This is a genomic window from Pseudomonas putida (assembly GCF_003228315.1).
GTDB lineage: Bacteria > Pseudomonadota > Gammaproteobacteria > Pseudomonadales > Pseudomonadaceae > Aquipseudomonas > Aquipseudomonas putida_S.
In genome coordinates this window covers 5,550,557-5,576,021 of the sequence record NZ_CP029693.1, presented here as the reverse complement: position 1 = coordinate 5,576,021, position 25,465 = coordinate 5,550,557, and the positions used below count along the sequence as shown (strand labels likewise).

Below are 25,465 nucleotides of genomic sequence, written 5' to 3'. Positions count from 1 at the left end.
CATGACGGTGCGCGCAGTCAATCCCTTGCTCTTTCCTGGATCATGATCCACGGCGAAACAACCACCGCCCACAACACCGGATCGCGTTCGAAAAGATCCAGCGCCCGCGTTTCAGACAGCTTCGCGACCTTGTCGGCGGCCAGCCAGGCGGCCACTTTCTCGCCATCATCGGTGGCCATGGCCTCTGCGGCGGCGATCAAATCCAGGGCCGGGTCGACCCACAATAGGGCACCCTTGGCGAAGAACGGCTCCAGTTCCTTCCACGAAATAGATGCGGTTTCACCAAGCAGCTTGGCATAGAGGGTGCTAGGTTCTTCGTTCATGGGTCTGTCCGGAAAAGAAATTGGCGCAATGATAACGTCGGTGGTCTGGCAGAAAAACCCGGTTGCAATTAGCAGTACCGAATGAAAAGCGCAGGAAAGCCAAGGAATGCACGGAATCTGGCTATTAACCCGTCAAAAGCCCGCCGCAATTCTGTCTTTTTCTTTCAAATACGCGACACGCTCAGGTTTTGCCCCCCGGCGCCAGCTTCCCAGGCTGACGATCGGCGCTCTACACTGTACCGGTACAGTTGCCGAGGGGCTTTTCCGGGGAATGTCGTCGATACTGACCCGGTTCTGTTGCCCACGGCGCCAGGACTATAAAAATTACAACAGTAAGAGTGGAGCACTATGACTAAGGCTACTAAGCAGATTTCCAAACTGTTTGCCGCTATGGTTCTGGCCGGGGTTGCCAGCCATTCGTTCGCAGCTGACACCATCAAGATCGGCATCGCCGGCCCTAAAACCGGTCCTGTAGCCCAATACGGCGACATGCAGTTCAGTGGCGCCAAAATGGCCATCGAACAAATCAACGCCAAAGGCGGTGTAGACGGCAAGAAACTCGAAGCCGTTGAATACGACGACGCCTGCGATCCAAAACAAGCGGTAGCGGTAGCGAACAAGGTCGTCAACGACGGCGTCAAGTTCGTGGTCGGCCACCTGTGCTCCAGCTCCACCCAACCGGCTTCGGACATCTACGAAGACGAAGGCGTGATCATGATCACCCCGGCTGCCACCAGCCCGGACATCACCGCCCGTGGTTACAAAATGGTCTTCCGTACCATCGGTCTGGACAGCGCCCAGGGCCCTGCCGCCGGTAACTACATTGCCGATCACGTAAAACCGAAAATCGTTGCCGTTCTGCACGACAAACAGCAATACGGTGAAGGCATCGCCACCGCCGTGAAGAAAACCCTGGAAGGCAAAGGCGTCAAGGTTGCCGTGTTCGAAGGCGTCAACGCCGGCGACAAGGACTTCTCCTCGATCATCGCCAAGCTCAAGCAAGCCAACGTCGACTTCGTCTACTACGGCGGCTACCACCCGGAGCTGGGTCTGATCCTGCGTCAATCCCAGGAAAAAGGCCTGAAAGCCAAGTTCATGGGTCCGGAAGGCGTGGGTAACGACTCCATCTCGCAGATCGCCAAGGACGCTTCCGAAGGCCTGCTGGTAACCCTGCCGAAGTCCTTCGACGCAGACCCTGCGAACAAGGCTCTGGTAGAAGCATTCCAGGCCAAGAAAGAAGACCCGAGCGGTCCGTTCGTGTTCCCGGCCTACTCGGCTGTGGAAGTGATCGCCGAAAGCATCAAGGCTGCCAAGTCCGAAGACACCGCCAAAGTGGCTGCAGAAATCCACAAAGGCACCTTCAAGACTCCAACCGGCGACCTGAGCTTCGACGACAAGGGCGACCTGAAAGACTTCAAATTCGTGGTTTACGAGTGGCACTTCGGCAAACCAAAAACTGAAGCTTCGCCTCAGTAAGGCCCTGCCTGACTGACTGCCAATAAAGCCCACGGCGTGCCGTGGGCTTTGTTTTACGAACGTATTTGGGCCGCGCTGGCGTGATCCGCTAGTCTCCCCACCTGAAAATCTCAAAACCGTCATCAGCGGTTCGCTGGCAAACCCCGAATTCGAAGTGGATGCAGATCCACGGGGCTCGGGCGGGAAAATGACTCCACCAGTGAAATGCGTATCAGGTTTTTAGGAGCGCTGTAATGCCTGACATCTATCACTTCTTCCAACAGCTGGTTAATGGCATGACCATTGGCAGCACGTATGCCCTGATCGCCATCGGCTATACGATGGTTTACGGCATCATTGGAATGATCAACTTCGCCCACGGCGAGGTGTACATGATCGGCTCCTACGTGGCGTTCATCGCCATTGCCGGGCTGGCCATGCTGGGACTCGACAGTGTTCCACTGTTGATGACCGCCGCTTTCCTGGCGACCATCGTCGTCACCAGTGCCTACGGCTACAGCATCGAACGGATCGCCTACCGCCCCCTGCGCGGCAGCAACCGTCTGATTCCGCTGATTTCCGCCATCGGCATGTCGATCTTCCTGCAGAACACCGTTCTGCTGGCGCAAGACTCCAAGGACAAATCCATCCCCAACCTGATTCCGGGCAACATTGCCTTCGGCCCAGGTGGCGCACATGAAGTGCTGATTTCCTACATGCAAATCGTGGTGTTCGTGGTGACCCTGGTCGCCATGCTCGGCCTGACCCTGTTCATCTCCCGCTCTCGCCTGGGCCGCGCCTGCCGCGCCTGTGCCGAAGACATCAAGATGGCCAACCTGCTGGGTATCAACACCAACAACATCATCGCCCTGACCTTCGTCATCGGTGCCGCGCTAGCGGCCATCGCGGCCGTGCTGCTGAGCATGCAATACGGCGTGATCAACCCCAACGCCGGTTTCCTGGTCGGCCTCAAGGCCTTCACCGCAGCGGTACTGGGCGGGATCGGCAGCATCCCGGGTGCCATGCTCGGCGGGCTGGTACTGGGTGTGGCGGAAGCCTTCGGTGCCGACATCTTCGGCGACCAGTACAAGGACGTCGTCGCCTTCGGCCTGCTGGTTTTGGTGTTGTTGTTCCGGCCAACCGGCCTGCTGGGCCGTCCGGAGGTTGAGAAAGTATGACTAGGAATCTTAAACAGGCGTTTTTCAGCGCCTTGCTGGTATGGGCCGTGGCCTATCCGGTATTGGGTCTGAAGCTGACCATCGTCGGCATCAACCTGGAAGTGCACGGCACCAGCACCGCCACCCTGATCACCATCGCGGTGTGTTCGGTGCTGATGTTCCTGCGTGTCCTGTTCGACCAGCAAATCAGCTCGGCCTGGCGCTCTTCGCCGCGCATGCCGCTGATTCCGGCCAAGGCCAGTAACTTCCTGACTCTGCCGACCACTCAGCGCTGGTTGATCATCGCCCTGATCGCCGGTGCCCTGGTCTGGCCGTTCTTCGGCTCCCGTGGCGCGGTGGACATCGCGACACTGGTGCTGATCTACGTGATGCTCGGCCTCGGCCTGAACATCGTGGTCGGCCTGGCCGGTCTGCTCGACCTGGGTTACGTTGGTTTCTACGCCGTCGGCGCCTACAGCTACGCGCTGCTGTCGCACTACTACGGCCTGAGCTTCTGGATCTGCCTGCCGATTGCCGGCCTGATGGCGGCCACTTTCGGCTTCCTGCTGGGCTTCCCGGTGCTGCGTCTGCGCGGCGACTACCTGGCGATCGTGACCCTGGGCTTCGGTGAAATCATCCGTCTGTTCCTGCGTAACCTGACCGGCCTGACTGGCGGTCCGAACGGCATCAGCAACATCGAGAAGCCGACGTTCTTCGGCCTGACCTTCGAACGCAAGGCCGCCGAAGGGATGCAGACCTTCCACGAGTATTTCGGCCTGGAATACAACTCGATCAACAAGGTGATCTTCCTGTATCTGGTGGCGTTGCTCCTGGCACTGCTTGCACTGTTCGTCATAAATCGCCTGCTGCGCATGCCCCTGGGGCGCGCGTGGGAAGCATTGCGCGAAGACGAAATCGCCTGCCGTGCACTGGGTCTCAACCCGACCGTGATCAAGTTGTCGGCCTTTACCCTGGGCGCCAGCTTCGCCGGTTTCGCCGGTAGCTTCTTCGCCGCTCGTCAAGGCCTGATCACCCCGGAGTCCTTCACCTTCATCGAGTCGGCGATCATTCTCGCCATCGTTGTGCTGGGTGGCATGGGCTCGCAGCTGGGTGTGATCCTGGCTGCGGTGGTGATGATCCTGCTGCCGGAAATGATGCGTGAGTTCAGTGAGTACCGCATGTTGATGTTCGGTGCCTTGATGGTACTGATGATGATCTGGCGCCCTCAGGGTCTGCTGCCCATGCAACGTCCTCACATGGAGCTGCGCAAATGAGTCGCGAGATCCTTAAAGTAGAAAATCTGAGCATGCGCTTCGGCGGCCTGCTGGCGGTCAACGGCGTTGCCTTGAGCGTGAAGGAAAAACAAGTGGTTGCCTTGATCGGCCCCAACGGCGCCGGCAAGACCACCGTGTTCAACTGCCTGACCGGCTTTTACAAGCCGAGTGGCGGCAGCATCAAGCTGGACGGCGAGTCGATCGAAGGCCTGCCCGGCCACAAGATCGCCCTCAAAGGCGTGGTGCGTACCTTCCAGAACGTGCGGCTGTTCAAGGACATGACCGCGGTCGAGAACCTCTTGATCGCCCAGCATCGTCACCTGAACACCAACTTCCTGTCCGGCCTGTTCAAGACCCCGTCGTTCCGCAAGAGCGAGCGCGAGGCCATGGAATACGCCGAGTACTGGCTGGACAAGGTCAACCTGCGCGATTTCGCCAACCGCCCGGCCGGCACCCTGGCCTACGGCCAGCAACGTCGCCTGGAAATCGCCCGCTGCATGATGACCCGCCCGCGGATCCTCATGCTCGACGAACCGGCTGCCGGTCTGAACCCCAAGGAAACCGAGGACCTGAAGGCGCTGATCAGCGTGTTGCGTGAGGAGCACAACGTCACCGTGCTGCTTATCGAACACGACATGAAGCTGGTCATGAGCATTTCCGACCACATCGTCGTAATCAACCAGGGCACGCCTCTGGCCGACGGTACGCCGGAACAGATCCGCGACAATCCTGAAGTGATCAAAGCCTACCTGGGGGAAGCGTAAATGCTGCAGTTCGAAAACGTTTCCACCTTCTATGGCAAGATCCAGGCGCTGCACAGCGTCAACGTCGAGGTCCGCCAGGGCGAAATCGTGACCCTGATCGGCGCCAACGGTGCCGGCAAGTCCACGCTACTGATGACCCTCTGCGGTTCGCCGCGGGCCCACAGCGGCAGCATTCGCTACATGGGTGAGGAACTGGTCGGCCAGGACTCTTCGCAGATCATGCGCAAGAGCATCGCGGTCGTTCCGGAAGGTCGTCGGGTGTTTTCCCGCCTGACCGTGGAAGAAAACCTCTCCATGGGTGGTTTCTTCACCGCCAAGGGCGACTATCAGGAACAGATGGACAAGGTCCTCGGACTTTTCCCACGCCTGAAAGAGCGCTTCAACCAGCGCGGCGGCACCATGTCCGGCGGCGAACAGCAAATGCTCGCCATCGGTCGTGCGCTGATGAGCAAGCCCAAGCTGCTGCTGCTCGACGAGCCTTCGCTGGGCCTGGCACCGATCATCATCCAGCAGATCTTCGACATCATCGAACAACTGCGCAAGGACGGTGTGACGGTGTTCCTGGTGGAGCAGAACGCCAACCAGGCGCTGAAAATCGCCGACCGCGCCTACGTGCTGGAAAACGGTCGGGTGGTGATGCAAGGTACTGGTGAATCCCTGCTGACCGACCCGAAAGTGCGCGAAGCGTACCTCGGGGGTTAAGCCATTGCGGTAATGAAAAACGGCCCTCTCGGGCCGTTTTTTTATGTCTGCCACAACCTCGCCAACCGTCAGGATCCCCTGTAGGAGCGAGCCTGCTCGCGAAGAACCAGAGAGCGCCGCGCTGATTCAGGCAGCCCGCGTCATCGTTAACGTCCATCGCGAGCAGGCTCGCTCCTACAGGGGTTGTGTGACGATCTATAGTCGATCCAACGCCTCCCCACTGCGCTTGAACCACCCCATCAAATAATCCGCCAGCACCTGCGTGCGTTTCGGCAAGCCGCCCTGATACGGATGCACCAGGTACATCGGCATGCTCCGGGTCTGATAATCGCGCAGGAGCCAGCGCAATCGTCCGTCAGCCAATTCCTGTGGCAGCAGGTACGACGGCAAGCGGGCAATCCCCGCGCCAGCCAGCGCCGCTTTCTTCAGCAGGCTGTAATGGTTGCTGGCAAACGGCCCGGAAACGCGCACACGCAACAACTCGTGCTGCTGGTGGTAAAGCCATTCCTCGCGGCCGCTGTAGTGGCTGTTGAGCAGGCAGCGGTGCTCGGCCAACGCCTGAGGTGTCTGCGGCTCACCGTATTGCTCCAGATAGGCCGGGCTGGCGCAGGTCATTTCGTGCCAGGCCAACAGTGGGCGCGCCACCAATCGCTGGTCACTGGCGACGTCGGCGCGGATCGCCAGATCGAATCCGTCGCGGGACAGTTCGCGGTAACTGTTGTTGAGCTCCAGTTCGATCTGCACTTGGGGGTATTTGGCGGAGAACTCCAGCAGCAAACCATCGAAGAAAGTTTCCCCCAGCGACACCGGAACCGTCATGCGCACGGGACCGGCCATGTCGTCCTTCAACCGCGCCAGCGCCTGACGCGCCCGCTCCACCTGCACTACGAGCGCCTGGGCTTGCGGCAACAATGCCGCGCCTGCCGCTGTCAGGCTCAAACGCCGGGTGGTGCGCTGCAGCAACACCACGGAAAACTGCGTTTCCAGCTGGCTGATGCGCTTGGACAACTGCCCTTTGCTGCAGCCGAGCTGTTGCGCGGCCAAGGTAAAACTACCCACTTCAACCAACACCGCAAACGCCGCCAGATCATCCATTTCACTCATGGATTGTTTCCAATAGAAAACCAAAGGTTGCCTATTAGCGCGCTTATCAGTGGAAAAAACCACTCTAAACTGAACCCACATTCAAACCACTGGAGGAACGGCAGCATGAAAATTCTTTTGATCGGTGCAGGCGGCACCATCGGTTCGGCCATCGACAAGGAACTGTCCCAACGCCACGAAATCGTGCGTATCGGCCGCAAAAGCGGTGATTTCCAGGTGGATATCAGCGACAGCGCCTCGATTCGCAAACTGTTCGAGCAAACCGGCAAGTTCGACGCGCTGATCTGCGCCGCCGGCAACGTCACCTTCGCCCCATTGGCTGAAATGACCGAAGAGAGTTTTGCCCTGGGCCTGAAAGACAAGCTAATGGGCCAGGTCAATCTGGTGTTGATTGGTCGCGAGTTCGCCAACGACGGCGCCTCGTTCACCCTCACCACCGGTGTGCTGAGCCACGACCCGATTCGCAGCGGCGCCTCGGCGGCACTGGTCAATGGCGCGCTGGACAGCTTCGTCCGCGCCGCCGCCATCGAATTGCCGCGCGGCCTGCGCGTGAACTCGATCAGCCCCAACGTGCTGGTCGAAGCCATGGGCAAATACGCGCCGTACTTCCGTGGTTTCAAACCGGTTCCGGCGGCCGATGTGGCATTGGCCTACGCGAAAAGTGTCGAAGGCCTGCAGACCGGTCAGACCTTTCACATCTGAGCAGTCACTGAATGCGGCGCTGGCTCAGCGTCGCATCAGGACGCCGACGGTTCCAGTAGTGTGGGTAGCAGGTCCCGGGCGATCTCGCGCGGTACGGATATCATCATGCCGGGCCCCTTGATTGCCGATTGAATCGTCGAGTTCGACACCTCTATGCCGTTGATGGATAACCGCAAGCGCTCATGTATGGCTCGACTCGACACCTGCTCCAGCCGGCGCTGCGCGTCATGGCTCAACATGACCTTGAGCATGATGGCCTGCGGATTCGGATCATCGATCTGTTTCAACTCAAGGTTTATTTCGGTGAAGTCCGAACTGGACGAAAAGTCGAATTCGGCTGCGACACAGGGCAGCACCATCATCATTCCCAATGCCGCAAAAATCAGTTTGCCTGATCCCCTCATAACACCTCCTGTAACGAAAAGGCCGACAAGGGTACTCCCAACCCCTTTTTCTCTGACGCCTGAAGTAAAGCCGAATCTGTCCTGCACGACATCGCACCCCGACAAATCCCACTCGCGGGTTGTGATGAACGGTCAGTCTGCGTAACGTGGCGGCACTTGTCAGGAGACCCCAAGATGCGTGTTGTCCGTTCCTTAGTCGTTGTTGCCCTGCTCCCCCTGTTCGCGGCCTGCCAGTTGTTCGACGGCTCCCGGGAAAGCGCCTCCCACGCTGGCCAGACCCGCATGCAGGGCCAACTGAGCGCCGCCGATGGCAAGCTGCTGTTCCAGCCCTGCGGCCAGCAACAGCGTTATGCGGTCAACGACACCGGTGGCACCAGCGTCCTTCAGCAGGCCGCGAGCCTGGCCGATGCCAAAGGACAACTGTTTGCCGACGTGCGTGGGAGAATCGTGACCGGCTCCGGCGAAGGGCAACTGGACCTCGAAAAGCTTTACCGCGTCCAGCGCTCGGGCAATGCCTGTGAAGACCCCGATTTCAAAAAGCTGATCCTGCGTGCTGCCGGTCACAGCCCTGAATGGAAAGTGAGTGTCAGCGGCAAAGGCATGGTCATTGACCGCGCCGGCCAGCCTCCTTTGGCGGTGCCCTATGTCGAAGAGCAACTGGGCGATGGCCGCTTCAACCTCAGCACCGAAGCCAACAATCAGCACATCGAACTGTGGGTCGCCCCACAACGCTGTGCCGACAGCGGCAGCGTCCAGCACATGAGCGCCGAGTTGCGTATCAACGGCCAGGTGCAACGCGGCTGCGGGTATTTCGGCGGTTCGCGCGACGACTGATCGTTTAGGCCTCACGGGACCCGGTCTTTGCGGCTTATAATCGCCGGCTTCAAACGCCCTGGCGCAGTTGTGCGCCCCGCGAACCGGATCCCGCCATGTTACGAATCACCGAACTCAAGCTGCCGATCGACCATCCCGATGGAGACCTGCGCCCTGCCATCGTGCAGCGCCTGGGCATCGCCAGCGATGACTTGCTCGACTTCACCTTGTTCAAGCGCAGCTACGATGCGCGCAAAAAGTCTTCCGAGCTGTGCTTCATCTACACCATCGACCTCAACGTTCGCGATGAGGCCGCGGTACTGCGCAAGTTCGCCGATGACCGTAACGTCAACGTGGCCCCGGATGTCAGCTACAAAATGGTCGGCCAGGCGCCGGCTGACCTGAGCACGCGCCCGGTGGTGGTCGGCTTCGGCCCCTGCGGGATTTTCGCCGGGTTGTTGCTGGCACAGATGGGTTTCAAGCCGATCATCCTCGAACGCGGCCCTGATGTGCGCCAGCGCACCAAGGACACTTGGGGCCTGTGGCGCAAGAGCGTGCTCAACCCCGAGTCCAACGTGCAGTTCGGCGAAGGCGGCGCGGGGACGTTCTCCGACGGCAAGCTCTACAGCCAGATCAAGGATCCGAAATTCATCGGTCGCAAGGTCCTGCACGAGTTCGTCAAGGCCGGTGCGCCGGAAGAAATCCTCTACGTCAGCAAACCGCACATCGGTACATTCCGTCTGACCGGTGTCGTGGAAACCATGCGTGAGGAAATCCGTGCCCTGGGCGGCGAAGTGCGCTTCCAGCAGCGGGTGACCGATGTGTTGATCGAAGACGGCCAACTGGTGGGCGTCGAACTCGATGGCGGCGAGCAGATTCATTCGAAACACGTGATCCTGGCCCTCGGCCACAGTGCCCGGGACACCTTCCGCATGCTCCACGGCCGTGGTGTGTACATGGAAGCCAAGCCGTTCTCGGTAGGCTTTCGTATCGAGCACCCGCAGTCGCTGATCGACCGGGCGCGCCTGGGCAAATACGCCGGCCACCCGAAACTCGGCGCCGCCGACTACAAGCTGGTGCACCACGCCAAGAACGGCCGTTCGGTCTACAGCTTCTGCATGTGCCCGGGCGGCACGGTGGTGGCGGCCACGTCCGAGCCGAACCGCGTGGTGACCAATGGCATGAGCCAATACTCGCGGAACGAGCGCAACGCCAACTCAGGGATCGTCGTCGGCATCAGCCCGGAAGTCGACTATCCGGGTGGCCCGCTGGCCGGGATCGAGTTGCAGGAACGCCTGGAATCCCACGCCTTTGTCCTGGGTGGCAGCAATTACGAAGCGCCGGCGCAACTGGTCGGCGACTTCATCGCCGGCAAGCCGTCCACCGAGCTGGGCAGCGTTGAACCGTCCTACAAGCCCGGGGTTGCCCTGGGTGATCTGGCATTGGCCTTGCCGGCCTTCGCCATCGAGGCCATTCGCGAAGCCTTGCCAGCCTTCGAGAAGCAGATTCGCGGTTACTCACTGCACGATGCGGTGTTGACCGGGATCGAAACCCGTACCTCGTCGCCCCTGCGGATCACCCGCAATGAGTCGATGCAGAGCCTGAACGTGAAGGGTCTGTTCCCGGCCGGGGAAGGCGCGGGTTACGCGGGAGGGATTCTGTCGGCGGGTGTGGACGGGATTCGCATTGCCGAGGCTGTGGCGCGCGACATCCTGGGCCTCGAAGCCTGACCGCAGCCCTCGAAACAGCACAAAACCCTGTAGGAGCAAGGCTTGCCCGCGATGGCGGAATCAAGTTCAACAGAATTGTTGACTGATCCACCGCCATCGCGGGCAAGCCTTGCTCCTACAGGGGAGTGTCCGACTTCAGATATTGGCCCGCAACACACTCGCCGGCAGCGGCTCACCGCGCTCGACCGTTGCAGCAACGGCCGCCATCAAACCACTCAACTCATACCCCTCGGCCTTGAGCCATTTCTGATCGTAGTAAGTCGTGGCGTAACGCTCACCGCTGTCGCACAGGATGGCCACGATCGACCCCGTCTCCCCCGCTGCCGCCATCTGTTGCGCAGCCATCAGGGCACCGATCAGGTTGGTGCCGCTCGATCCACCGACATGCCGCCCCAGTCGTTCGGCCAGGTAGTGCATGGCGGCCAGCGATAACGCGTCCGGCACCTTGACCATCGCATCGATCACCTTGGGCAGGAACGAGGCTTCCACCCGTGGCCGGCCAATGCCTTCGATACGCGAGCCATGGTCCAGGCGCAGGCTGGCATCGCCAGTCTGGTAGTAATCGAAGAACACCGAACGTTCGGCATCGGCACACAGCACACGGGTGCAATGCTGGCGATAGCGCACATAACGTCCCAGGGTAGCCGTGGTGCCGCCGGTGCCCGGGCTTGAGATCAGCCAGCTCGGCTCCGGGTGCTTCTCAAAACGCATCTGCTGAAAGATCGATTCGGCGATGTTGTTGTTCGCCCGCCAGTCGGTGGCGCGCTCCGCATAGGTGAACTGGTCGATGAAATGCCCGTCGTGTTCCCGCGCCAGGCGCTCGGATTCGGCGTAGATCTGCGTTGGATCGTTCACCAGGTGAGTCTGGCCACCGTAGAAGGCGATCTGCGCGATCTTTTCCTTGGAAGTGCTGGCGGGCACCACTGCAATGAATGGCACTCCCAGCAACCGGGCGAAGTACGCCTCGGAAATCGCCGTCGAACCGCTGGAGGCTTCGATCACCGGCGCGCCGGGCTTGAGCCAGCCGTTACACAGCGCATAAAGGAACAATGAGCGAGCCAGGCGGTGCTTGAGGCTGCCGGTGGGATGGCTCGACTCATCCTTGAAATACAACTCGATGCCCGGAAAGCCCGGCAGTGGCAAAGGGATCAGGTGGGTGTCGGCGCTACGCTGGAAGTCGGCTTCGATGATCCGGATGGCTTCGCGGGCCCACTGTCGGTTGTCGCTCATGGCAATTGTTCTCGTTGTATCGGCGGGAGTCTGACTCAAACGTCAAGCTTAGGATTAAACCTACATCGCGCACAGGTACAGCTGGGGTTCAATACGCCCGGCAACTGCTAGGCTCAGGTCGGTAAGGCCGGGGCGTTCTGTAACGACATATAACAAAAAAGAATATAACTTTTGTTTTAACAACTAAGGGCACGGGTTAGGGTGTCCCACCTTTTGACCTTATCGATGGAGAGCGAACCTTGCCTCTGCGTAGCACTTTCACACGTTTCTTTCAGCTGGAAGCTGCCAGCGGCCTGCTGCTGATCGCCGCAGCCGTTCTGGCTCTAATCATCAACAACTCCTCACTGTCCTGGCTGTACAACGGTTTGTTGGACACGCCTGTCGTGGCGCAAATCGGCGCGCTGAAAATCGCCAAGCCGCTGCTGTTGTGGATCAACGACGGCCTGATGGCGTTGTTTTTCCTGCTGATCGGCCTGGAAGTGAAGCGTGAAGTCCTCGACGGCCAACTGTCCAAGCCATCGCAAATCGTCCTGCCCGGCGCCGCAGCCATCGGCGGCATGGTGGTGCCGGCATTGATCTACTGGTTCCTCAACCGTGACAACCCGCCGGCTCTGGATGGCTGGGCCATCCCGACGGCCACCGACATTGCCTTCGCCCTCGGCGTACTGGCGCTGCTGGGCAAACGGGTTCCGGTGTCGTTGAAACTGTTCCTGATGACCCTGGCGATCATCGACGATCTGGGCGCAATCATCATCATCGCGATCTTCTATTCCGGCGCCCTGTCCACCCTGTCCCTGGCGCTGGCCGCGGCCTGCATAGCGGCGCTGATCGGCATGAATCGGCTCGGTGTGGTCAAGCTCGGACCGTACATGATCGTCGGCCTGATCCTCTGGGTCTGCGTGCTCAAGAGCGGCGTGCACGCCACGCTGGCCGGCGTGACACTGGCCTTCTGCATTCCCCTGCGCACCCGAAACGCGGAGCAGTCGCCGCTGCTGACTTTGGAGCATGCGCTGCATCCGTGGGTGGCCTACGGCATCCTGCCGCTGTTCGCCTTTGCCAATGCCGGCCTGTCCCTGAGCGGCGTTACCGCCGAAAGCTTCACGCACTACGTGCCGATGGGCATTGCGATCGGCCTGCTGCTGGGCAAGACCGTCGGTGTATTCGGCCTGACCTGGCTGGCGGTGAAAACCGGCATCGCCGCCCTGCCCCAGGGCGCGAACTGGGGCCAGGTGCTGGGCGTGGCGATCCTCTGCGGCATCGGTTTCACCATGAGCCTGTTCGTTGGCTCCCTGGCCTTCGTACCGGGCGCCAGCGAATACGCCGGCATGGACAGGATGGGGATTCTCACCGGTTCGATCATGGCGGCATTGATCGGTTATGCGGTCACGGCGATGGCCAGTCGCAAGAAAGTGCTGCAACCCGCGTAGGCCGGGCGACACGCCCCGAAAAAAACAAAACCCCGATCAGTCACCTGATCGGGGTTTTCTTTATCCGTGTTGCCGCTTAGTGCGAAACGCGGCTAGTGCCATCGACGGTGGAAATTCGTACACGCTCGCCAACACGGAACACTTCGTTTTCCTGAACCTGTTGCACGTAGGCGCGCATGCTGCCGTCGTCCTCGCGCACGGTGATTTCGACGCCCTGGGTACGGGTCAGGCCTTCTTCGGCCGCCGAACCCACCAGACCGCCGGCAACTGCACCGATGACCGCAGCAACGATGCTGCCTTTGCCGCCACCGATGGCGCTGCCGCCAACGCCACCCACCGCTGCACCGGCGACGCTACCGATCGGAGTCTTGGTGCCCTCGATTTTCACCGGACGCAACGCTTCGATGGTGCCCATGCGAATGGTCTGCACGCGACGCGCTTCGTCACGGGAGTAGGAGTCACCGGTCAGGCTCGATTGGCAGCCAGTGAGCAACATCGCCATCGTGGAAAAGGAAGCAACCAGCAGAACAGACTTACGCATAGCATCAACTCCAAAGGACAGGTAATCATTAAAACCCGCGGCTTGACGCCTGTCACGGCATCGCCCGGATAAAGATGGTTTTATTCAGTTCCAGTACAGGCGCTTGGCGAATTCCCACACACTAGCGGTAAATTCGGCAATCTGCGCCGTTGGCCGAGGATTTTCATGGATTACTTTATCATTTTCATCACGACCGTCGCCGGGCTGTACTTCCATTGGTGGTTGTACGTGCGGATCAAACGCTGGATGGATCGCGATCTGGCATTGGCGCTCGCTGGCAGCGACGAACGCAAAAAAGCGTTCATGCTCCAGCAACTGGCGAACGCTCAAGCGCAAAAGATCAAGCGTCGGGACCTGCCGCAGTGGCTCGAGGCCGCCGCAGCAGGTTATCCCGATCGGTAGACTGCTTAGGGTGCCAGACGTTCAAGAATCCAGTTGGCGCCCTGCTGACGGTAGTTCAGGCGATCGTGCAGGCGGCTCGCACGCCCCTGCCAGAACTCGATGCGCTCCGGCAGCAGTCGATACCCGCCCCAGTGCTCAGGGCAATGAGGCTGGCTGTCGCTGAAACGTTGCTCGGTGTCCTTGAGCAGCGCTTCCAGCTCGGCGCGATCGGCAATCACCCGGCTTTGCGGTGAAGCCCAGGCCCCGAGGCGACTGCCCAGTGGGCGAACCTGATAGTAGGCATCGGACTCTTCAGGCGTGACCTTCACCACCCGCCCTTCGATGCGCACCTGACGCTCCAGGGTCGGCCAGAAAAAGGTCATGGCCGCAAACGGGTTCGCGGCCAGGTGCTGGCCCTTGGCACTGTCATAGTTGGTGAAGAACGTGAAACCCTGCGCATCCAGCCCCTTGAGCAGCAGGATGCGGCAATGCGGTCGACCGTCCTGGTCGACAGTGGCCAAGGTCATGGCGTTGGCTTCCACCGGTGCCTGCTCGGTTTTCACCGCGTCGGCGAACCATTGATGGAACAGCGCGAAGGGCTCGGTCGGGGCTTGCGCCTCGGTCAGGCCATCACGGGTGTAATCGCGGCGCATATCAGCCAGGGCCTTGGTCATGGCGCATTCCTTTTGGTTAGCAAATCACTTCTTTGTGGTATCGGCGGCTGTAGTGACTTTTTTCGAGTCGGCAGCGGCTTTGGCCGGTGCAGTCTTTTTCGCCGGAGTTGCGGTTTTGGCCGGTGCTTTCTTGGCTGGCGCCTTGGCGGCTTTCTTCGCCGGGGCTTTTTTCGCAGTCGATGCGACGGCTTTCTTCGCATCGGCAGGTGCAGGCGTCACTGGCTTGGCAGCCGGTTTGACGTCCGAAGCCGCAACCATGCGCACAGGCGCCGGGGCTGGCATGTTGTATTTGCTCAACAGCGCGACCATGGTCTCCTGCGGCGTCACCAGCATTTCCACGCGACGGTTCAGGGCACGGCCTTCGGCGCTGTCATTGGCCGCACGCGGGGCATCACCGCCCAAGCCACGCAAACTCAGGCGATCACGCTGCAAACCACTGAGGCGGAAGATTGCCGCCACGGCCTGTGCACGCTCCTGACTCAGTTTCACGTTGGCCGGCGCGGCGCCCGAAGTATCACTGTGACCAAGCACCAGCACGGCCGTTTTAGGGTCAGCCTCAAGGATTTTCGCCACGCGGGTGAAAGGCCCCAGGGTCACCGGCAGCAGCATGGCCGGACGGTCCGGGTTGAACGAACCTTCGACTGGCGCGATCACCACCAGCACGTTTTCGCGGCGTTCGAGTTGCAGGTTGCTGTCCTTGATCGCTGTACGCAGGCGCGGCTCGTAGTCGTCGAGCCAGGCCTGGGTCACTTTCGGATCCGGCATCGGCACGGCTTTGGCGGTGCTTTGATCCTTGCCGCCAAACGGCCACCACCACTTGCTACCCGAATCGGTGTCTGCCTTGGCGACGGGCGCCGCTACAGGCTTGACCGGGGCCGGAGCTGGCTCCTTGGAGGCAACTTTGTCGCTGGAGTTAAACGGCCACCAGCTGCCGCCATCCGCATCATTTTTAGGATTCTGTGCACAACCGGTAACAGCGATGCACAGTGCCAAGGCGAGGGTTGGTTTGGTTGACATTGGATATCCACAAAAATGAAGTCAAAAAAATCAGGCCATTTACGGCCCGCTTAAACGCATGATTAGAAACTTAAAAGGCGCTCGGGTTCCGAATTCCGGACCATCGGACCGGGTTTACAGACAAGTGGCCAGTACCCGCGCAAGCTTTTGCGCGCGAGGATCCATCAAGACGTACGGTCCCAGCGTATTTGTCACAAAACCGAAGGCCACATCGTGTTCCGGGTCAGCAAAACCGATGGAGCCACCGGCCCCCGGATGCCCGAAAGCGCGCGGACCCAACCCGTAAGTGGCGTTGGGTACATCCGGTTGATCGAGCATGCAGCCCAGGCCGAAACGGGTCCGGGTCAGCAGCGTCTTGTCCTCGCCAATGCTGTGCTCGCGGGTCAGTTCGTCCAGCATTTCGCCTTCAAGCAGGCTGCCATCGAGCAGACCGGCGTAGAAACCGGCCAGGCTGCGCGCGTTACCGTGGCCATTGGCCGCCGGTTGCTGCATGCGTCGCCATTCCGGCTTGTTGGTGCTGGTCAGCACCGAAGGCGGATTGGTGAAGGCGCGAGTGCTCAGGGCGGTCGGTTCGCGCATCGTCACTTGCAGCAGGCGCTGGGCCGCGGCATCGCCGACGTTGCCCTTGCCACGGGCGATATGCGCCACGCGATGGAATTCTTCATCCGCCAGGCCGACATGGAAATCCAGCCCCAAGGGCTTGGCCACCCGGGCCACGATGGACTCCCCCGGCCCGCGCCCGTCGGCCCGCCGCAGCAGTTCGCCGATCAGCCAGCCATAGGTGATTGCCGCATAGCCATGGCCTTCGCCCGGCGTCCACCAGGGCGCTTCGGCCGCCAGGGCGTCAACCATGGTTTGCCAGTTGTAGAGCGCTTCGGGGGCCAGCAACTCGCGCAATGCCGGCAGCCCGGCCTGATGGCAGAGCAGTTGGCGCAAGGTGACGGATTCCTTGCCGGCGGCGGCGAATTCCGGCCAGTAGCGGGCAACCGGGGCGTCCAGTTGCAGCTTGCCTTCGGCCACCAGTTGCAAGGCAGTCACGGCGGTGAAGGTCTTGGTGCAAGAGAACAGGTTGACGATGGTGTCGCTGTGCCAGGCTTCGGTGCCATCCTTGTCCGCAGTTCCGGACCACAGGTCGAGTACGGTTTCGCCACCGACCTTGATGCACAGCGCCGCGCCCCGTTCCTGAGGATCGTCGAACAGCACCGCGAACGCCTCACGCACTGCCTCGAACTTAAGCTCGTAATGACCCTGAATCTGCACCCGTGACTCCCCGGCTGAACGCTCTAAAAAGTGGCCCGCATTGTTCCAGCCCCTGAGGATTTTGGGAACAGGGGCGGGCCGGGCGGTAAATCGCCCTCAACAGTGCTCAGAAATGTATGTTGCCTGTCAGGCTGCCATCGCGAGCAAGCTCGCTCCCACAGTGGATCCAGGTCGTACTGAAGATCCCTGTGGGAGCGAGCTTGCTCGCGATGAACGATGACGCGGTTCCAAACCTTGCTTAATGACCCTTGCCGGAATGCCCACCCGCGCCCTTCCCCGGCCCCTTGCCCGCCTCAGCCTCGCGCCCGCCTTCGGCATCGTGGCGGGCTTTATCGGCCTCGGCACTGGCCTTTTTCGCCTCAATAGCCAACTGATCGACAGCCGCCAGATTGCTCTTGCGCACGCTATCGACAAAGCCTTGGAACGGCAGATCGGTGATGCCTATCAGGCCGAAGTGACCGTTCTCACCATCCAGCAGGCGTCCGGTGACTGGCTGGTCGAGGTATTGGAACCAGTGCACACCGACAATCGACGGCTCGTTCAGCGCCTGTTTCAGGAAGTTTGCGTAAGCCGGGCCACGCTCCTCTTCCTTCGCCACTGGTGTCACGCCGCCCCAGAACGGGCCGCGATCGGTCGAGCCGAAGTTGAATTCAGTGATCAGCACCGGCTTGTCGAGGCTGCGCAGTTTGGCGAAGTCATAGCCATCCTGAGGCTGCAGGGTGTACAGATTGAAGCTCAGTACGTCGCAGTATCGGGCGCAGGATTCCACGGCCTCTGGCGTGCTGACGGCGAAGCGGCCACCGAGCAGCAACTGATTCGGCGCGTGCCACTTCAGTGAGTCGGAAATGGTTTTGAAATAGGTGTCGGCGAACACCTTCTGGAAGTATTTGAAGTCGGCTTCGATTTCCGGGTGTTCGGGGCTTGGCAGTGGCGGCACGAACCCCGGATCTTCCATCAACTCCCACGCTGGCAGATCGATGCCCCAGGCTTTGGACAGGCCTTCCTGATTGCGATATTTGTCGCGCAGCTGCTTGAGGAACGCACGTTTGGCCGGCACGTCGGTGGTCATCTTCAGGGTGCCGTAGGCCAGGGCGTAGCGGGCTTTCGGATCGTCACCGGGACCGGCCCAGGCCAGTTCGTTGTCGGCGTAGTAACCGATCAGCCACGGATCGTCGCGATGATCACGGGCGGCGATGGCCACGGCACGCTCGGTTGCCATGGCAAAACGCGGGTCGAACGGATCGGGCATACCGCCCCACCAATCGTTGCCGGTGCTGATACTGGTGTAATCGCCGACGATCGATAGCGGCAGAGTGTATGGGACGCGCTCCGCATCGCCCAGGACCGGAGCGCTCCAATTGCCAACCGTGTTGAATCCCCAGGCTTGCAGGCGATCGAGGGCTCGGCTTGCCCAGCGCTTTTCATCGACAACCGCCTTGCACGGCGCAGGTACCGGCTCCGTTGCCTTCACTTCAGCGGCCTGTTGCGCATCGGCCTTCGCGGCTTCAGCGACACCTGCTTCGGCAGTCGTCGGTACTAATGGTTTCTCTGCAGCTTTTTCTACAGTGGTCTCCGCGGCATCGGCCTTGGCGGCTTCGGCAACCCCGGCCTTGCTATTACCCGACCCACAGGGATCGCCGTACAAACGTTGAAGATTGGCGCCATAGAAGTCATACCAGCGTCCGGCGTTGAAGCCACGCCCCTGATCGACGCCATTGCCGCCACGGTTATCCCCTTCGCCAAAGTGGCTGGCCAGTGGTTCGCCGGCCTTGGGCAGGGATTCGAACATCCACTCACGCCCGGCAACGTAGGTCTGGTTGACGTCGGCCGCAACGGTGTTGACGCCCAGCGAGTAGAACGGATAGCCCAACGGCGTCACCAGATACCAGCGACCGTCACGCTTTTCAGTCCGGAAGAAACCGCTGCCCTTGAACGCCGGGCCCTGGGTCCAGCCACCGAATTTGTCCAGCGGTGCCTTGGCGCGTTCGGCCAGCCAGCTCGTCAGTTGCTGCTGTTCCTTGCCAGCCGCGCTTTTGAGTTGTTCATCGCTGCTGACTTTTTCCGGCCATTTCGCCCGGGTCGACTGACCGTAGGCGTCCACCAGATTGCCGTATGCCGCCTTGGTGGCTGCCTCGCCGTCATCCACACCGAAGCGCTCGAGCAGGATGCTCTGGGCTGCCTTTGGCTGGTCCATCGACAGGCTGACCGATACCACCTGGTTGCGATCGAGTTCGCCGCTGCTGCTGGCCAGCAATACCCGCTGGCCTTCGACCGTCACCGGCATCAAAGGCCCGGCCTTCATGCCCTGGCTCAGCGGCGAAGTCGCAACCAGCGGCACCAGCAGTGTCTGCGCCGGCCCTGCCGGCAGGTCGACGCGACTGATCAGTGTCTTGCCGTCATTGCTCTGGATTTGCACATAAAGGGTGATCGCCCAGTTCATTGCGCTCTGGATGCGCAGGCTCATCATCCCGGACTGAGACCAGTCCCAGGCACCGCTTTGCGGGCTCAAACGCAAGGTCGGGCGGGCTACCGGATTGAAGGTCACCCGGCGCAGCACTTCGCCTTCGGGGGTTTGCTCGGCATTGGACTGAGGCAGGTCGGCGTTCTCGGTGACCACCCGCACCACGTCGGCGGGGCGGACGAAGTTGAACAGGGTTTGCTGACCGGCAGGCGCCGCCAGCAATGGGGCCGCGAAGATCAAGGCAAATACGGCAGGTAACGAACGGCGAATCATGAGAACGAAATTCTCCCTAACGACCTCAATGGGCCAGTGGAAAAGCGGTGGCAGAGAGATAGACAACGCGGTGGGCAAATTTGCCCACCGGTGACTCAGGAAATTTCTCGGCGGAAGGGAGGCAACGCATTGAGAATCGCCTTGCCATAGCGCTGGGTCACCAGGCGCCGGTCGAGCAAGGTGATGGTGCCGCGGTCTTCTTCGGTACGCAGCAGGCGCCCGCAGGCCTGGACCAGTTTCAGCGAGGCGTCCGGCACGGAGATTTCCATGAACGGGTTGCCGCCCCGGGCTTCGATCCATTCGGCCAGTGCCGCTTCGACCGGATCGTCGGGCACCGAGAACGGAATCTTGGCGATGACCACGTGCTCGCAATAGGCACCGGGCAAGTCGACCCCTTCGGCGAAACTCGCCAGGCCGAACAACACGCTCGAATCCCCGCCGTCGACCCGCGCCTTGTGCTTGTTCAGGGTTTCCTGCTTCGACAGATTGCCCTGAATGAACACTTGCTTGCGCCAGTCGCGGTCCAGACCGTCGAACACGTCCTGCATCTGTTTGCGCGAGGAAAACAGCACCAGCGTGCCCCGCGAGCCTTCGACCAGTTCCGGCAGATCGCGGATGATCGCCGCGGTGTGCGCCGCTGCATCGCGAGGATCGGCGTTGAGATTGGGCACCCGCAACACACCGGCGTCGGCGTGATGGAACGGGCTGGGCACCACGGCGGTCACGGCCTTTTTCGGCAGGCCGGCACGCATACGGAAACGGTCGAAGGTGCCCAGGGCAGTCAAGGTCGCCGAGGTCACCAGACAGCCATAGGCGACGTTCCACAGATTGCGCCGCAGCATTTCCGCCGCGAGGATCGGGCTGGCATTGACCTCGATGTCGAACAGCGAACCGCTTTCGGCCAGGGTCAGCCAGCGCGCCATGGGCGGGTTGTCTTCCGGGTCCTCGACGGTGAACGCGGTCCACAACTCCCAGTTGCCCGAAGAGCGGGACAACAGGCTGCCGAACAAGGGATACCACTCCTCGGCCTGATTGCTGGCGATGCCGATATTGACCTCGCCGTCCATGCCTTCCTTGAGCAGATCAGTGAGTCGGGTGAACAGGTCGGTCAAGCGGGCGAAGCCTTTCTTCAACTCGATTCCCATCTCACGCATGTGCTCGGGAATCACCCCGCCCACGAAACGGTGACGCGGCCGCTCGCGGCCTTCGACGTCTTCGCCGGGTTTGAAATCGGCGACCTGCTCGCAGGCGGTGAACATGAATTGCTGCTGGGTCTTGATCTCCCGCGCCAGCTCCGGCACCTGCTCGATCAGCTTGCCCAGATCCCCCGGCAGCGGGTGTTGGGCCAGCAGCTTGGTGAGGTTCTTGGCGGTGGTTTCCAGCCAGTCGGCGGTGGAACGCAGGCGCGTGTAATGGGCGAAATGGCCGATGGCCTTGTCCGGCAGGTGATGGCCTTCGTCGAATACATAGATGGTGTCGCGCGGGTCCGGCAGTACCGCGCCGCCGCCCAGGGCCAGGTCGGCCAGTACCATGTCGTGGTTGGTGACGATCACGTCGACCTTGCCCATGCCTTCACGGGCCTTGTAGAAGGCGCACTGGCCGAAGTTCGGGCAATGACGGTTGGTGCACTGACTGTGATCAGTGGTCAGGCGTGCCCAGTCGGCATCTTCCAGCGCATTGGGCCAGCTGTCGCGGTCGCCGTCCCATTTATTGCCGGCGAGCTTCTCAATCATGCTGGTAAACAGCTTCTGGCTGGCCTCGTCCACCTCGATCTTGAAGCCTTCCTCTTCGAACAGCTGCGCGGTGGCGGTTTGCGCGTGGCCTTCCTGGAGCAACATGTCGAGCTTGGACAGGCACATGTAACGCCCTCGCCCCTTGGCCAGAGCGAAGCTGAAATTCAACCCGCTGTTGCGCATCAGGTCCGGCAGGTCCTTGTAGACGATCTGTTCTTGCAGGGCCACGGTGGCCGTGGCGATCACCAGGCGCTTGCCGGCGGCCTTGGCGGCCGGGATCGACGCCAGACTGTAGGCCACGGTCTTGCCGGTACCGGTGCCGGCCTCCACCGCGACAATCGCCGGCTCGCCGCTGCGCCGGCCTTCGTCGTCGGTGTCGATGTCACCGAGGACCTTGGCGACTTCGGCGATCATCAGGCGCTGGCCGTAACGCGGCTTGAGGCTCTTGGCTTCGAGAAAACGCGAATAAGCGCCCTGGATCGTGGTTTTGAGTTCAGTGCTGATCATGGATTGTCGGGCGCAAAAAACGCTGGATAAATTTTCAGTGGTTCGGATCGGCCGCTATCATACCCCGCTAATCAATCCCGCGCAGAACGGAGTACCCCAATGACCGCTTTTAGCCTTGTTTATAGCCTGCATGTCCTCGCCGCGCTGGTGTGGGTAGGCGGCATGTTTTTCGCCTGGATCGTCTTGCGCCCCGCGGCGGTCAAGGCACTGGAAGGACCCGCCCGGCTGAAGCTGTGGGTAGAAGTATTTCAAGGTTTTTTCCGCTGGATATGGGGCGCGGTCATCCTGCTGCCGGTCAGCGGCGTGGTCATGCTGAACCTGCACTTCACCGGTTTTGAGCACGCGCCGCGCTACGTGCAGGTGATGATGGGCCTGTATCTGGTGATGACAGCGCTGTTCATCCGGATTCAGGCGTTGATGCTGCCGGAATTGCGCAATGCCGTGCAGGCGCAGGACTGGTCGGCCGGGGCGTCGGTGCTGGGGCGGATTCGCCGGGTGGTGGGGATCAATCTGCTGGTGGGGTTGGTGGTTGTGGCGATTGCCGCGGTTCGACCGACATTTTAAAAGCTTCGCGGGCAACCCTCGTTCCTACAAGGACGGTGAAATCCTGTGGGAGCGAGGCTTGCCCGCGAAGACTATCGATCCGGCAACACATCTTTCAGATCATGTTTACAACCGCTGCACGGTCACCGACCCCGCCGCTCCCGCAGCCCCCGGTTGCCCGTCGGCCCCTGGCTTGCCGCTCTTGCCGCCATCGGTTGTATAGACGATGCAGCCCTTGGCCTTGCCGCCAGCGCCCGGCTTGCCGCCAGGACCTGCTGGGCCACCCGCACCACCGGCCACTTGAACCTTGATCCGCTCCGCCGGGTAGTCATGCGGCACGGCCAGCTTGACCAGCGCCCCCGGCGCCCCCGGCTGTCCGTTACTGCCGTCGCTGCCATCGGCGCCGCGACCGGCCTGACCCCAGGCACAACCCGGCGCCTCACCGTTGGCCCCGTCCAGCCCGAAAAACCCCGGCGCCCCGGCGCCACCGCGGGCATCCACCAGCAATTGTGGCGCGTTCAGGGCTTTGATCTGCAGATTCAGGTTACGCCCCGAGCGGGCCGCTTTCTGATAAGTGCCTGGCGCACCACGAGCCGTGATCTGGCTGCCTTCGGACAAATCAGCGCGGCTGACCTTCAACTCAAGCGCCTGTTCGCCAGGCACGATCGCGATTCGCGCTTCACGCCCCAGATGAAGTTCACCCACGTTGAGTTCGGTGACGTTCGAAGGAATCAGCAAGGTGCCGAAGTCGGCCACTACCAGACGTTCCAGTTGCAGGGTGCTGGCGGTGTTGGGCAGGCGCATCAGCGAGTTGGTTTCGACACTCACCACTTGGGCGCAGGCCAATGGACTGATGAGTGCAGCGAGCAGACAGAGTTTACGCATGGGAAGCCTTGGATGCGGTAGGGGCTGGAATGGTTTGCAAGTGGAAAACGCCGAACAGGACAATCATCAGGCGATCACGCCAGGGATGCTCGCGGCCTCTGAGGGTGCGAAAGCACAGCAGCGCCTCGAGAAGATGAAGGCCCGCCAACAGGGCGCCGGCCAGATTGACCAGCGGGTGCAGCGGGTAAACGAACGGCATGAGCAGATTGACCAGCACCACCAGCCAGAACAGCAGGGTGAGAAGCTTTCCCAGCCCCCATAGCACCTTCATACACGCCCCCGATGAGAATTATTGTTTGGGCGCACAGTAACGGCTTCCGCGCGGGATAAGCCAGAGGGCAAGCGAAAAAACTTGATGAAGAACGCCGAACGGCCGTCGAGACGCAGTGAATTCGCGCCCGACGGCTCTATTCCGGTGCTCAACGATTGATGTGCAACTCCACTCGACGGTTTTTCGCGCGGCCTTCATCGGTGGCGTTATCCGCCACCGGCTCGCTTTCACCCTTGCCTTCACTGGTGAGTTTGGCCGGCGCCACACCCTGACTCAGCAGGTACTGCGCAACACTGCTGGCGCGTCGCTCCGACAGTCCCTGGTTGTAGGCATCCGAGCCGACGCTGTCGGTATGCCCAACCACTTTGATACTGACCACGCTGGCGTCCTCCAGCTTGCCCATGATCGAGTCGAGTTGGCTTTTGGCGGTGGGGGTCAGGTCAGACTGGTTGAAGGCGAACAGCACATCGCCGGCATCGCTCAGGGTGATGACTTCGGACTGCACGGGTTCAGGTTCGGCTTTCACGCTGGCCGGGTATTGCGGCAGCGGGCAACCGCGATGGTCCACGGGGGTGTTGGCCGGCGTGTCGGGGCAGCGATCCCGTCGATCAAAAACGCCATCGCCGTCTTCGTCGCCGTCCTGGGCATAGCAAATCAAACCACCGCTCAAGATACCGAGCGCTGCCCCACCGGCCGCCCAACCGCCACTTTCGATGGCGCCCAGGCCTCCGCCCACCAGTCCGCCAATGACGCTGCAGATCGGCCAGGTACGTTGATTGAGGGGGGCAGTGCCATCACTGTGAGTAGCGCAACCGGTCAACAGGCTGCCGAGCAGCAGAACCGGCAAGACGGTCCGTGTGAGATTGCTCATTTTGAAAGCTCCTGTGTCACCGGCCGATGCCGGTTACACAGGAGTAAAGACCCGCATCCGCGACTGCACAAGCCACGGATGCGAGGGATCTAGCGTTGGATTTTGATTTCCGTGCGACGGTTTTGCGCACGACCGTCGGCGGTTTTGTTATCGGCAACCGGCTGGCTTTCACCCGCACCGGTAACAGACACAAAGTTGCTGCGTGGCACGCCTTCGTGGATGAGGTACTCAACCACCGAGTGAGCGCGTTTATCCGACAGTTTCTGGTTATAGGTATCGCTGCCCACGCTGTCAGTATGGCCAGTGACGCTCAACCGGGCAGTAGGCGCTTCCGCTTTCAAACGAGTGGCGATCTTGTCGAGTACTTGTTTGTCGGACGGTGTGAGCGTTGCCTTGTCGAACTGGAAGTGAACATCACGGATGACGATGGTTTCTTCCTTGACCACCACGGCTTCTTCAACAACAGGAGCTGGCGCTGGCGGTGGGCAGCCGTCGGCATCGACTTTCACGCCATGTGGCGTGCCAGGGCACTTGTCACGGCTATCCGGTACGCCGTCGCCATCTTCGTCGCCATCACCATGAACCCAGCAATAGGCCGCTGCCGTACCACCGACAACCAGCGCACCCCAGCCTGCCCATGACGAACTCTCGGTGGCACCGAGCCCCGCACCCACGACACCTCCGACTGCCGCACAGATCGGCCAGTCGGTTTTCTGCAAACCTGCGCAACCAGTCAAAACACTGGTTAGCAGAACCAGGGGTAATGCTGTCCGAACTATGCTCATCGAGTTTTCTCCTGAATGATCGGCTTAGAACCGATTCAGGGAGTAAAGACCGGAGTTTAAAACTCCGCCAGCAATAGGCCATTGCAGTTTCATCCCACGTTCTCGGGCGATCGCCACTTTTACCTTAAACACGCTCTAGGCTCGGACTTGCAGGCAGGCTAGTCTTGGCAGATCTGAG

Annotated in this window: 25 protein-coding genes; 11 read left to right on the top strand and 14 right to left on the bottom strand. The window is 61.0% G+C overall.

The window, feature by feature from the left end:
• Nucleotides 1-17: 17 nt before the first annotated feature.
• Complete coding sequence (locus DKY63_RS26115) at nt 18-323, bottom strand: DUF2288 domain-containing protein (RefSeq protein ID WP_110966758.1); 306 nt, start codon at nt 321-323, stop codon at nt 18-20.
• A 348-nt stretch (nt 324-671) separates the two neighbouring features.
• Here DKY63_RS26115 and DKY63_RS26110 point away from each other — a divergent pair, with 348 nt between their 5' ends.
• The 5 genes from DKY63_RS26110 (at nt 672) to DKY63_RS26090 (ending at nt 5,675) form a co-directional block, all read left to right on the top strand.
• On the top strand, nt 672-1,799 hold the full coding sequence (locus DKY63_RS26110; protein ID WP_110966757.1) for a branched-chain amino acid ABC transporter substrate-binding protein: 1,128 nt from the start codon (nt 672-674) through the stop codon (nt 1,797-1,799).
• Nucleotides 1,800-2,032: 233 nt separating this feature from the next.
• Entirely contained in the window at nt 2,033-2,956 is a 924-nt protein-coding gene (gene livH / locus DKY63_RS26105; protein ID WP_007976647.1) for a high-affinity branched-chain amino acid ABC transporter permease LivH, read from the top strand.
• Nucleotides 2,953-4,209 (top strand): high-affinity branched-chain amino acid ABC transporter permease LivM, encoded by a 1,257-nt coding sequence (locus DKY63_RS26100; protein WP_110966756.1) that lies wholly within the window; start codon nt 2,953-2,955, stop codon nt 4,207-4,209. Before livH ends, DKY63_RS26100 begins: the two co-directional genes overlap by 4 nt.
• Nucleotides 4,206-4,973 carry a high-affinity branched-chain amino acid ABC transporter ATP-binding protein LivG gene (gene livG / locus DKY63_RS26095; protein ID WP_110966755.1) on the top strand — a complete coding sequence of 256 codons (768 nt, stop codon included), beginning with the start codon at nt 4,206-4,208 and terminating at the stop codon, nt 4,971-4,973. The genes DKY63_RS26100 and livG overlap by 4 nt, the downstream gene beginning before the upstream one ends.
• Nucleotides 4,974-5,675, top strand: a complete 702-nt coding sequence (locus tag DKY63_RS26090; protein WP_110966754.1) for an ABC transporter ATP-binding protein — start codon at nt 4,974-4,976, stop codon at nt 5,673-5,675.
• 195 nt (nt 5,676-5,870) lie between these two features.
• Here DKY63_RS26090 and DKY63_RS26085 read toward each other — a convergent pair whose 3' ends face one another.
• Nucleotides 5,871-6,779: a LysR family transcriptional regulator gene (locus DKY63_RS26085; RefSeq protein ID WP_110966753.1), complete on the bottom strand. Its 909-nt coding sequence runs from the start codon at nt 6,777-6,779 to the stop codon at nt 5,871-5,873.
• 105 nt (nt 6,780-6,884) lie between these two features.
• Here DKY63_RS26085 and DKY63_RS26080 point away from each other — a divergent pair, with 105 nt between their 5' ends.
• A complete protein-coding gene (locus tag DKY63_RS26080; protein WP_110966752.1) occupies nt 6,885-7,481 on the top strand; it encodes a short chain dehydrogenase in 597 nt (198 codons plus the stop codon).
• Nucleotides 7,482-7,516: 35 nt separating this feature from the next.
• Here the strand turns inward: DKY63_RS26080 and DKY63_RS26075 are convergent, their stop codons facing one another.
• Nucleotides 7,517-7,972 (bottom strand): hypothetical protein, encoded by a 456-nt coding sequence (locus tag DKY63_RS26075; protein ID WP_239499329.1) that lies wholly within the window; start codon nt 7,970-7,972, stop codon nt 7,517-7,519.
• Between the two features lie 87 nt (nt 7,973-8,059).
• Here DKY63_RS26075 and DKY63_RS26070 point away from each other — a divergent pair, with 87 nt between their 5' ends.
• On the top strand, nt 8,060-8,719 hold the full coding sequence (locus DKY63_RS26070; RefSeq protein ID WP_110966750.1) for a hypothetical protein: 660 nt from the start codon (nt 8,060-8,062) through the stop codon (nt 8,717-8,719).
• A gap of 95 nt (nt 8,720-8,814) precedes the next feature.
• Complete coding sequence (locus tag DKY63_RS26065) at nt 8,815-10,428, top strand: NAD(P)/FAD-dependent oxidoreductase (protein ID WP_110966749.1); 1,614 nt, start codon at nt 8,815-8,817, stop codon at nt 10,426-10,428.
• Between the two features lie 135 nt (nt 10,429-10,563).
• On the opposite strand, the gene DKY63_RS26060 is transcribed toward DKY63_RS26065, so the two are convergent.
• The gene (locus DKY63_RS26060) at nt 10,564-11,658 is read right to left on the bottom strand and encodes a PLP-dependent cysteine synthase family protein (RefSeq protein ID WP_110966748.1); all 1,095 of its coding nucleotides are present in this window, start codon (nt 11,656-11,658) and stop codon (nt 10,564-10,566) included.
• A 239-nt stretch (nt 11,659-11,897) separates the two neighbouring features.
• Between DKY63_RS26060 and nhaA the strand changes: the two genes are divergently transcribed.
• Nucleotides 11,898-13,085: a Na+/H+ antiporter NhaA gene (nhaA, locus tag DKY63_RS26055; protein WP_110966747.1), complete on the top strand. Its 1,188-nt coding sequence runs from the start codon at nt 11,898-11,900 to the stop codon at nt 13,083-13,085.
• 76 nt (nt 13,086-13,161) lie between these two features.
• Here nhaA and DKY63_RS26050 read toward each other — a convergent pair whose 3' ends face one another.
• Nucleotides 13,162-13,626 (bottom strand): glycine zipper 2TM domain-containing protein, encoded by a 465-nt coding sequence (locus tag DKY63_RS26050; RefSeq protein WP_110966746.1) that lies wholly within the window; start codon nt 13,624-13,626, stop codon nt 13,162-13,164.
• 165 nt (nt 13,627-13,791) lie between these two features.
• On the opposite strand from DKY63_RS26050, the gene DKY63_RS26045 reads away from it, so the two are divergent.
• Entirely contained in the window at nt 13,792-14,028 is a 237-nt protein-coding gene (locus DKY63_RS26045) for a hypothetical protein (protein ID WP_110966745.1), read from the top strand.
• 5 nt (nt 14,029-14,033) lie between these two features.
• On the opposite strand, the gene pdxH is transcribed toward DKY63_RS26045, so the two are convergent.
• The 5 genes from pdxH to dinG form a co-directional block, all read right to left on the bottom strand.
• Nucleotides 14,034-14,681 carry a pyridoxamine 5'-phosphate oxidase gene (pdxH, locus tag DKY63_RS26040; protein WP_110966744.1) on the bottom strand — a complete coding sequence of 216 codons (648 nt, stop codon included), beginning with the start codon at nt 14,679-14,681 and terminating at the stop codon, nt 14,034-14,036.
• A gap of 24 nt (nt 14,682-14,705) precedes the next feature.
• Nucleotides 14,706-15,698 (bottom strand): OmpA family protein, encoded by a 993-nt coding sequence (locus DKY63_RS26035; protein ID WP_110966743.1) that lies wholly within the window; start codon nt 15,696-15,698, stop codon nt 14,706-14,708.
• Nucleotides 15,699-15,812: 114 nt separating this feature from the next.
• A complete protein-coding gene (locus DKY63_RS26030) occupies nt 15,813-16,958 on the bottom strand; it encodes a serine hydrolase domain-containing protein (protein WP_110966742.1) in 1,146 nt (381 codons plus the stop codon).
• A gap of 238 nt (nt 16,959-17,196) precedes the next feature.
• Complete coding sequence (locus DKY63_RS26025; RefSeq protein ID WP_110966741.1) at nt 17,197-19,692, bottom strand: beta-galactosidase; 2,496 nt, start codon at nt 19,690-19,692, stop codon at nt 17,197-17,199.
• A gap of 95 nt (nt 19,693-19,787) precedes the next feature.
• The gene (gene dinG, locus DKY63_RS26020) at nt 19,788-21,932 is read right to left on the bottom strand and encodes an ATP-dependent DNA helicase DinG (protein ID WP_110966740.1); all 2,145 of its coding nucleotides are present in this window, start codon (nt 21,930-21,932) and stop codon (nt 19,788-19,790) included.
• Between the two features lie 99 nt (nt 21,933-22,031).
• On the opposite strand from dinG, the gene DKY63_RS26015 reads away from it, so the two are divergent.
• Nucleotides 22,032-22,496, top strand: a complete 465-nt coding sequence (locus tag DKY63_RS26015; protein ID WP_110966739.1) for a CopD family protein — start codon at nt 22,032-22,034, stop codon at nt 22,494-22,496.
• Nucleotides 22,497-22,601: 105 nt separating this feature from the next.
• Here DKY63_RS26015 and DKY63_RS26010 read toward each other — a convergent pair whose 3' ends face one another.
• From DKY63_RS26010 to DKY63_RS25995, 4 genes are all read right to left on the bottom strand, one after another.
• Nucleotides 22,602-23,360 carry a collagen-like protein gene (locus DKY63_RS26010; RefSeq protein ID WP_110966738.1) on the bottom strand — a complete coding sequence of 253 codons (759 nt, stop codon included), beginning with the start codon at nt 23,358-23,360 and terminating at the stop codon, nt 22,602-22,604.
• On the bottom strand, nt 23,353-23,631 hold the full coding sequence (locus tag DKY63_RS26005) for a DUF1145 domain-containing protein (RefSeq protein ID WP_110966737.1): 279 nt from the start codon (nt 23,629-23,631) through the stop codon (nt 23,353-23,355). The genes DKY63_RS26010 and DKY63_RS26005 overlap by 8 nt, the downstream gene beginning before the upstream one ends.
• 148 nt (nt 23,632-23,779) lie before the next feature.
• Nucleotides 23,780-24,502: an OmpA family protein gene (locus DKY63_RS26000; RefSeq protein WP_110966736.1), complete on the bottom strand. Its 723-nt coding sequence runs from the start codon at nt 24,500-24,502 to the stop codon at nt 23,780-23,782.
• Nucleotides 24,503-24,591: 89 nt separating this feature from the next.
• A complete protein-coding gene (locus DKY63_RS25995) occupies nt 24,592-25,287 on the bottom strand; it encodes an OmpA family protein (RefSeq protein ID WP_110966735.1) in 696 nt (231 codons plus the stop codon).
• Nucleotides 25,288-25,465: the final 178 nt, after the last annotated feature.

Bases quoted from the DNA above. Each gene is read 5' to 3' on its own strand.
- DKY63_RS26115 (WP_110966758.1), bottom strand. From the start codon at position 323: ATGAACGAAGAACCTAGCACCCTCTATGCCAAGCTGCTTGGTGAAACC.
- DKY63_RS26110 (WP_110966757.1), top strand. From the start codon at position 672: ATGACTAAGGCTACTAAGCAGATTTCCAAACTGTTTGCCGCTATGGTT.
- livH (WP_007976647.1), top strand. From the start codon at position 2,033: ATGCCTGACATCTATCACTTCTTCCAACAGCTGGTTAATGGCATGACC.
- DKY63_RS26100 (WP_110966756.1), top strand. From the start codon at position 2,953: ATGACTAGGAATCTTAAACAGGCGTTTTTCAGCGCCTTGCTGGTATGG.
- livG (WP_110966755.1), top strand. From the start codon at position 4,206: ATGAGTCGCGAGATCCTTAAAGTAGAAAATCTGAGCATGCGCTTCGGC.
- DKY63_RS26090 (WP_110966754.1), top strand. From the start codon at position 4,974: ATGCTGCAGTTCGAAAACGTTTCCACCTTCTATGGCAAGATCCAGGCG.
- DKY63_RS26085 (WP_110966753.1), bottom strand. From the start codon at position 6,779: ATGAGTGAAATGGATGATCTGGCGGCGTTTGCGGTGTTGGTTGAAGTG.
- DKY63_RS26080 (WP_110966752.1), top strand. From the start codon at position 6,885: ATGAAAATTCTTTTGATCGGTGCAGGCGGCACCATCGGTTCGGCCATC.
- DKY63_RS26070 (WP_110966750.1), top strand. From the start codon at position 8,060: ATGCGTGTTGTCCGTTCCTTAGTCGTTGTTGCCCTGCTCCCCCTGTTC.
- DKY63_RS26065 (WP_110966749.1), top strand. From the start codon at position 8,815: ATGTTACGAATCACCGAACTCAAGCTGCCGATCGACCATCCCGATGGA.
- DKY63_RS26060 (WP_110966748.1), bottom strand. From the start codon at position 11,658: ATGAGCGACAACCGACAGTGGGCCCGCGAAGCCATCCGGATCATCGAA.
- DKY63_RS26050 (WP_110966746.1), bottom strand. From the start codon at position 13,626: ATGCGTAAGTCTGTTCTGCTGGTTGCTTCCTTTTCCACGATGGCGATG.
- DKY63_RS26045 (WP_110966745.1), top strand. From the start codon at position 13,792: ATGGATTACTTTATCATTTTCATCACGACCGTCGCCGGGCTGTACTTC.
- pdxH (WP_110966744.1), bottom strand. From the start codon at position 14,681: ATGACCAAGGCCCTGGCTGATATGCGCCGCGATTACACCCGTGATGGC.
- DKY63_RS26035 (WP_110966743.1), bottom strand. From the start codon at position 15,698: ATGTCAACCAAACCAACCCTCGCCTTGGCACTGTGCATCGCTGTTACC.
- DKY63_RS26025 (WP_110966741.1), bottom strand. From the start codon at position 19,692: ATGATTCGCCGTTCGTTACCTGCCGTATTTGCCTTGATCTTCGCGGCC.
- dinG (WP_110966740.1), bottom strand. From the start codon at position 21,932: ATGATCAGCACTGAACTCAAAACCACGATCCAGGGCGCTTATTCGCGT.
- DKY63_RS26015 (WP_110966739.1), top strand. From the start codon at position 22,032: ATGACCGCTTTTAGCCTTGTTTATAGCCTGCATGTCCTCGCCGCGCTG.
- DKY63_RS26010 (WP_110966738.1), bottom strand. From the start codon at position 23,360: ATGCGTAAACTCTGTCTGCTCGCTGCACTCATCAGTCCATTGGCCTGC.
- DKY63_RS26005 (WP_110966737.1), bottom strand. From the start codon at position 23,631: ATGAAGGTGCTATGGGGGCTGGGAAAGCTTCTCACCCTGCTGTTCTGG.
- DKY63_RS26000 (WP_110966736.1), bottom strand. From the start codon at position 24,502: ATGAGCAATCTCACACGGACCGTCTTGCCGGTTCTGCTGCTCGGCAGC.
- DKY63_RS25995 (WP_110966735.1), bottom strand. From the start codon at position 25,287: ATGAGCATAGTTCGGACAGCATTACCCCTGGTTCTGCTAACCAGTGTT.